Annotated in this window: 6 protein-coding genes and 1 pseudogene; all 7 read right to left on the reverse strand. The window is 40.9% G+C overall.

Features of this window, described 5'->3' with window-relative positions:
• Positions 1 to 57: 57 nt before the first annotated feature.
• A complete protein-coding gene (gene pepC, locus OVN21_RS07990; protein ID WP_267248010.1) occupies positions 58 to 1,392 on the reverse strand; it encodes an aminopeptidase C in 1,335 nt (444 codons plus the stop codon).
• Between the two features lie 111 nt (positions 1,393 to 1,503).
• Entirely contained in the window at positions 1,504 to 2,226 is a 723-nt protein-coding gene (locus OVN21_RS07995) for a pseudouridine synthase (RefSeq protein WP_267248011.1), read from the reverse strand.
• Positions 2,227 to 2,449: 223 nt separating this feature from the next.
• Positions 2,450 to 2,680, reverse strand: coding sequence for a GlsB/YeaQ/YmgE family stress response membrane protein (locus OVN21_RS08000; RefSeq protein WP_148842697.1), 231 nt, complete (start codon positions 2,678 to 2,680; stop codon positions 2,450 to 2,452).
• A gap of 9 nt (positions 2,681 to 2,689) precedes the next feature.
• Positions 2,690 to 3,931 (reverse strand): aminopeptidase, encoded by a 1,242-nt coding sequence (locus OVN21_RS08005; protein WP_267248012.1) that lies wholly within the window; start codon positions 3,929 to 3,931, stop codon positions 2,690 to 2,692.
• Between the two features lie 228 nt (positions 3,932 to 4,159).
• On the reverse strand, positions 4,160 to 5,434 hold the full coding sequence (locus tag OVN21_RS08010) for a GmrSD restriction endonuclease domain-containing protein (RefSeq protein ID WP_323744047.1): 1,275 nt from the start codon (positions 5,432 to 5,434) through the stop codon (positions 4,160 to 4,162).
• Positions 5,435 to 5,463: 29 nt separating this feature from the next.
• Positions 5,464 to 5,691 (reverse strand): transposase, encoded by a 228-nt coding sequence (locus OVN21_RS08015; protein ID WP_267248013.1) that lies wholly within the window; start codon positions 5,689 to 5,691, stop codon positions 5,464 to 5,466.
• 137 nt (positions 5,692 to 5,828) lie between these two features.
• Positions 5,829 to 5,949, reverse strand: a pseudogene (locus OVN21_RS11190) (IS5/IS1182 family transposase); the annotation flags it as partial.
• Positions 5,950 to 6,088 lie beyond the last annotated feature (139 nt).

Here is a 6,088-nt window from a genome sequence, read left to right on the forward strand (position 1 = left end):
CTTTAAGAAGAACTTAAAAAAGAAGCTAGGATTTCCCTAACCTCTTTTCTTTATACTTTATTCTGCCAAGGCACCCATTGGATCCCACGGTGCAAGTACGATTGGTTCTGCTTCATAGGCAGCTTGTTCTTCTACTGTCAGCAATTCCTTACGGACAACGATTTGGTAAGTGTATTCGTCCATCCAAGCGTCTGAGGCAACAAAGTAACCATCTGTACCGACCTTGTCTCCCCATGAGTTTTCAACTTTCCACTTGGTTGATTTGCCATTTTCGTCCAAGTCCACACCTGTCAAGACCATGGCGTGAGTCATCAAGCTTTCGCTGTAGTCCAAACGTCCAGCCTTGTCTTGAGTAAGTTGAATATCCATGCTTGATTCAAAGTCATAAACATCTGTCGCAAGGATTCCGGCTTTGCGGTTACTGAGTTGGCCGACATCTGAACCAAACCAAACAGTTTCTCCTGTTTGCATTTGGGCAATCGCCAATTCTTTCAAGCGTTCCATTGGAACGTTGATGTAGCGAACTGCACGGCTACCAAGCACATTTCCCAACATCTCAACTGTGTAAGATTTACCGTAAGGCTTGTCAGCAGTTGGGGCGTTGATAACAGAAACGTAGTCTTCCAGAGGAAGATTGACATATTTCTTGTAAAACTCTTGTGGGGTAATTCCCTTTTCGCTTTGGTAGTTATCATCCTTGTCACGATAAGCAAAGTCAAATTTACGTGGCGGAAGTCCTAGTGACATAGCAAGGAAGTTAAAGATTTCTTGCAAGAGGTCTTCTTTCTTAGCTTGAACAGTCGCTTGGTCTGCACCAGAAGCGAGCAAGTCACGCAAGATTTGAGCATCTTGGCGAAGCAATTTGTTAAGGATGGCATTGAGCTCACGGCTGCTGCTAGATGAAACTGACTCAGGGTAAACTGACTTAGGAACGACACCGTATTTCTCAAAGAGGGCAACGACCATATCCCACTGTCCACCGTCTTGTTGTGGAGTTTGGAGTAGGAAGCTAACCTTACGGCTAGTCAATTCTTGGTCTGCAGTCGCAATGACTTGCTCCAAGAACCAGTTTGATTTCTCATACTTGTCCCAGAAGAATGTGTGGGCCTGTGACAACTCAAAATTTTCCAGTTTGTATTGTGAGATGAGCTTGTGGCGGAAGGTGTTGAGAGCCGCAAACATCCAGCAACGACCAGATGCTTTCTGGTTAGTTACCTTGTCCTTGGTCAAATCCAATGAGAAAACAGGTGTGTTATCTACATGGCTTTGGCGACGTTCTAGAGCTGCAAAAATTCCATTGTGACTAGCAGCATTTTCAATCGCTTGGTATTTTACATTTGCTTCATAATTGGCAAATAGTTTATCAGTAAATGATTCTTGAATCGCGTTCATAGATTCCTCCTTTTATTCTACAGTCTATTATAACGCTTTTCACAAAGGAAGCAACTGAAAAACATAAAAGGCAAGAACATTCTTCCTCACCTTTTTCGAATATAAACAAAATTAAGCAATACTAGCACGGAGAACTTCTAATTCTTCCTTGGTCAAGCGACGCCATTCTCCTCGCTGCAAGTTCTCATCCAATACTAGAGTTCCCATAGTCAAACGTTGCAAGTCCAACACTTCCTTGCCACAGTAGGCCACCATACGCTTGACCTGATGAAACTTCCCTTCTGCAATGGTCACACGGATTTGGATCTGATTCTTTTCTGGATCAATAGATGCAAGCTCCAGTCTAGCGGGCTGACAGGTAAAGTCTTTGAGAGGAATACCCTTGGCAAATATCTCTATGTCTTCTTGAGTCATAATTCCCTTGACTTGTGCCAGATAAGTCTTATCCACATGACGCTTGGGTGAAAGGAGAGCATGAGCCAGCTGACCATCATTGGTCAAGAGTAGGAGACCATGCGTGTCAATATCCAAGCGTCCTACTGGGAAAACTTCCTTGCTTCGAGCCACATCATCCAACAAATCTAGAACCGTTCTGTGCTTGGGATCCTCTGTCGCTGAAATAACTCCTTGGGGCTTGTTCATCATATAGTAGGCAAACTCTTCATACTCCAGCACTTGCCCATCAAAGCGAATCTCATCTCTTTCTTCATCAATTTGCAGTTTTGCCGATTTTTCTTTTTTACCATTTACTGTCACGCGCCCAGCCTTGAGTAAGTTTTTGACCTCAGTCCGACTTCCCACAGCGCAGGCAACTAAAAATTTATCTAATCTCATAGAACTATTATATCATACTCAAAAGGAGGCCGTCTCAATAACCAACCTCCTTTTCGTTTCATACTCTTCAAAAATCTCTTCAAACCGCGTCAACGTCGCCTTGCCGTATATATGTTACTGACTTCGTCAGTTCTATCTACAACCTCAAAGCAGTGCTTTGAGCAACCTGCGGCTAGTTTCCTAGTTTGCTCTTTGATTTTCATTGAGTATCAGATTTAAGAAATTAACTTCCTCGTCTCCAGAAAATCGATAAGACAATCATGGAACCTAGTATTGCCGGAATAATGGCAGTTCCTGCTATTATCGGTCCCCAAGTGCCAAAGAGCAAGTGCCCCAGAAAGGCACCAATCCAACCGAGGAACATTTTCCCAAAGCATCCCATGCGTTCTCCACGATTGGTCAAAGCACCTGCCAAGAGTCCCACTAGGAGACCAACGAACATACTTCCTAACATATTATCTCCTTAATTTGCCCAATCTCCGTTACGGAAGAGAGGCACATGTGTTCCATCCTCACGGATACCATCGATATCCATTTGGTTAGAACCAATCATAAAGTCCACGTGAACATCTGAACGGTTAAGTCCCGCAGCTTCAAGTTCTTCTTCGCTCATCTCTGCGCCACCAACGACGCTAGTCGCATAGGCTGCACCGATAGCCAAGTGGTTTGATGCATTTTCATCGAAAAGGGTGTTGAAGAAGGTAATGCCTGATTGAGAAATTGGACTTGGATCTGGTACCAAGGCACATTCACCCAAGGCACGCGCGCCAGCATTTTCAAAGACAAGGTCTTTCATCACCTGATCACCCTTCTCAGCAGCGATATCTACGATTTGACCATCCTTAAAGGTCACCTTAATGCCTTCAATGATGTTCCCATTATAGCTAAGCGGTTTTGTAGAAGTGACATAACCATCTGCACGACGGAAGTCAGGTGCTGTGAAGACTTCCTCTGTCGGCATATTTGGCAAGAATTCTTCGCCCTGCGCATTAATAGCACCAGCTGATTCCCAAACGTGGTTCTTTGGCAAACCAAGTATCAAATCTGTCCCTGGCGCTATGTAGTGAAGTGCTGAAAATTGCTCTTTATTGAGCATATCTGCCTTGCTCTTGAGGATAGCTGCATGCTCTTCCCAAGCCTTCACAGGATTTTCTTCGTAGACACGGCAAGTTTTGAAGATTTGGTCCCAAAGGAGATCAACTGCTTCTTCGTCGCTCGCAGCATGTGGAAAGACTTTCTTAGCCCACTCAAGTCCAGCAGCGGCTGCTACAGTCCAGCTAACCTTGTTAGATTGAGTTGCGATACGCATTGACTTCATGGCAAGTCCCATAGATTTGGCAGAAGCTGATAGCTTGTTAGCATCCACTCCGTTCAAGGCACCTGGATCAGATGAGCGAACTCCAAGACGGCTAGCCTTGTTTTCCAAGAGATAGTTCATCTCAGCAATCTTATATTCTGGCACATTATCCAGACGCTCCATCGGCGCATGGAGAAACTTCTCACGGTTGATGACATCATCTGTCCACTGAACAATCACCTCATGCGCACCCAAAGCATAAGCTTCTTTGACGATTAAGTGAGCCAACTCACGTTGCTCCACATCGATAGAAAGAGCCAAGGTGTGACCAGGCTGCACGTTGATTCCATTCGCAACCAACAATTTCGCATATTTTTCTAGATTTTCTTTAAAGTTTGGTAAAACCATTCTATTCTTCCTTTTCTTTTTGTTTATTTTTCTTTCAAAGCAGAGAATAATCCTGCTAAAGCAATAGCACCTGACAAGAGTGCTGTTGATAGGATAATTGTTTCATCTGCAAGCTCTAGCTGATAGTCAAAAACTTTTCTGCTGGTTTGTCTTCTGCAAAATCCTTCCCTTACTAGTATATCACATATATTGGTATTTTAAAAACAAGCTTACTGAAGCTTGTTTTAATTAGTTATTACAAAAATTTTGTACATACCTTTCCACTTCTTTTTCCATAGATTGAATCTCACGAATACTCCATTTATCACTTTTTACCGTTACGTCTGCCATCATCTGTAATTTTAAACTCTGGCGATTGAAAATTCCTTCCCACTGTTTATACTTTGCACTTGGAACTAAATTTCCAAACTTCGAATTTTGATTATCTGTAATGATACAAAGATTTCCAAAAGAGTGCAAAAATTTATCATCAATCTTTTCAACTCTTTCATCACTATTTGGATGTTGTGGAAACCAATGTTCTATGAAGCGACGATATGCAAATTTAAAATCTTTGAACTCAATATCGTAATCTTTCTTCAATTCTTCACGATTTTTCCACAAAACATAATCCACAAAGTTAAAAGCATAAACAGGAATTGCCCCATATTTTTTGATACTTTTATCTTCGGTAAACAATCTTTCCTCAGCATATCTCACTGCCATTTTTTCAAGAAATTCCTTAAAATAATCACCAAATTCTTGATCATTTAGTTCTTCAATATGTCTGAATAGAAATTGTAAGATCTCGAATAACCAACGACTATCACGATTAGCAGTAAAGGTCACAGCAAACATGGATTGGAGAAGAATGATGTTCTGGTTAATTTCCGAATCTGAAAATGTATTCTTAGTAAAGCGTTCTTCAACTATGTAATGCTCTTTCGCTTTCCCATTAGGTTGATATTCATAATAAGCCCCCTTCTGTAAAAACCATTCATCCTTATTTCTACTTGAAGAATCCGTATTCGAGTTTCTAACGATGTAATTATCGAAAATATGTTTTATTCTAAGAAGAAATTCACTAAATTCAATAACCCAAGTTTTATCTTTATTTTTTATATCAAATAGTGCTAAGAGTTTCTTATCATCTAGTTGAATCTCATCAGTTTTCTTACCTTCCGCAATTGCCAATACATGGAGTAAGAATGTTGGAAAATCAATGATTGTAGTATAATCGCCAAAATCTTTTTCTACTTCTATATTTTTTTCATTTATCTTTTTTCCTAATATATCTGATAACTTTCTTCTTTCATTTTGATGAAAATCAATATCATTATAAATATTATGAAATGAATAATTTGTAAAATGCCATCCAAAAATACGTTCACGTTCTTGAAAGTCATCTGCTCTCTTCCGCCGCATCTTAAACTGACTTGCTACCGGCTTATCAAACTCTGCACAGGCATCCCAAATTCTCGCAAATTTTTGTGCCATTTCTTGATCTTCACTAAATTTAGACATCATTTGTGCCTTAAGAATCTCATGAGTTTTTAGAACCTGTATTCACAAAATGATAAAGCCTTTAAAAGACGATGAATGTGTGAAAGTTTGAGAAAAGCAAGCTCTGACGATAAGGATTTTTCAACATCCTTAGCTAATCTTCGAGAGTGATTCAACCAAGAAAAAGTTCGCTCAACAACCCAAGGTTTGGGGATGATTTGCCAGCTGCCCTTGATGTTTTCAGAAATATCTACTGGGCAACCAAACTCCTTCACCATCATCTCCTCAGAGCTTTTGCCATAACCAGCATCGGCTGAAAAAGCCTTGATGGTTGGGAATTATAGCACCACTTTGCGAGCCACTAAAATGCCTGATTTTGTGTCGTGCAAATGAGCTGCATGAACCAGCACATCAAGAAGATTTCCCATAGTATCCACAAGGATGGGACGCTTCCTCCCTTTGACTTTCTTACCGCCATCAATCCCACCTTCCTCTGCAGCATCTCTTGTTTTCACGCTTTGAGAATCAATGATAGCATAGGTTGGATAAGACAAAAAATGAACAAGACCGTATTCTGAGTATCAGAAAACTGGTCTTGTTCATTTTTTATATTTAAGGTTAGACTTTTATCCCAGGTTCCTAGCTCTGTTAGGCAAGGCTAGAGGGGATAGAGGG

Origin of the sequence: Streptococcus sp. Marseille-Q5986, assembly GCF_946902915.1 — a bacterium.
Taxonomy (GTDB): domain Bacteria; phylum Bacillota; class Bacilli; order Lactobacillales; family Streptococcaceae; genus Streptococcus.